General features: G+C 36.0%; 1 protein-coding gene. It reads left to right on the plus strand.

The window, feature by feature from the left end; translation table 11 throughout:
* The coding region (locus tag ACTHS4_RS12510) for a P-type ATPase (protein WP_440366047.1) at nt 1-239 on the plus strand (239 nt) is incomplete at both ends.

The raw sequence follows: 239 nt of genomic DNA on the forward strand, positions 1-239 counted from the left end.
CCAAAACGGTGTGTTGACAATTGAAGTTACAAAAGAATTCGGTGAATCAACTGTATCGAAAATTTTAGATTTAGTTCAAAATGCAAGCAGTAAAAAAGCACCAACGGAAAACTTTATTACGAAGTTTGCACGTTACTACACTCCAGTTGTAGTTATTACAGCGGCAATCATGGCGTTTATTCCACCACTTATTTTAGAAGGAGCTACATTCTCTGAGTGGATTTATAGAGCTTTAGTGT

Source organism: Neisseria sp. P0014.S009, assembly GCF_051958155.1.
Classification (GTDB): Bacteria; Pseudomonadota; Gammaproteobacteria; order Burkholderiales; family Neisseriaceae; genus Neisseria; species Neisseria flavescens_C.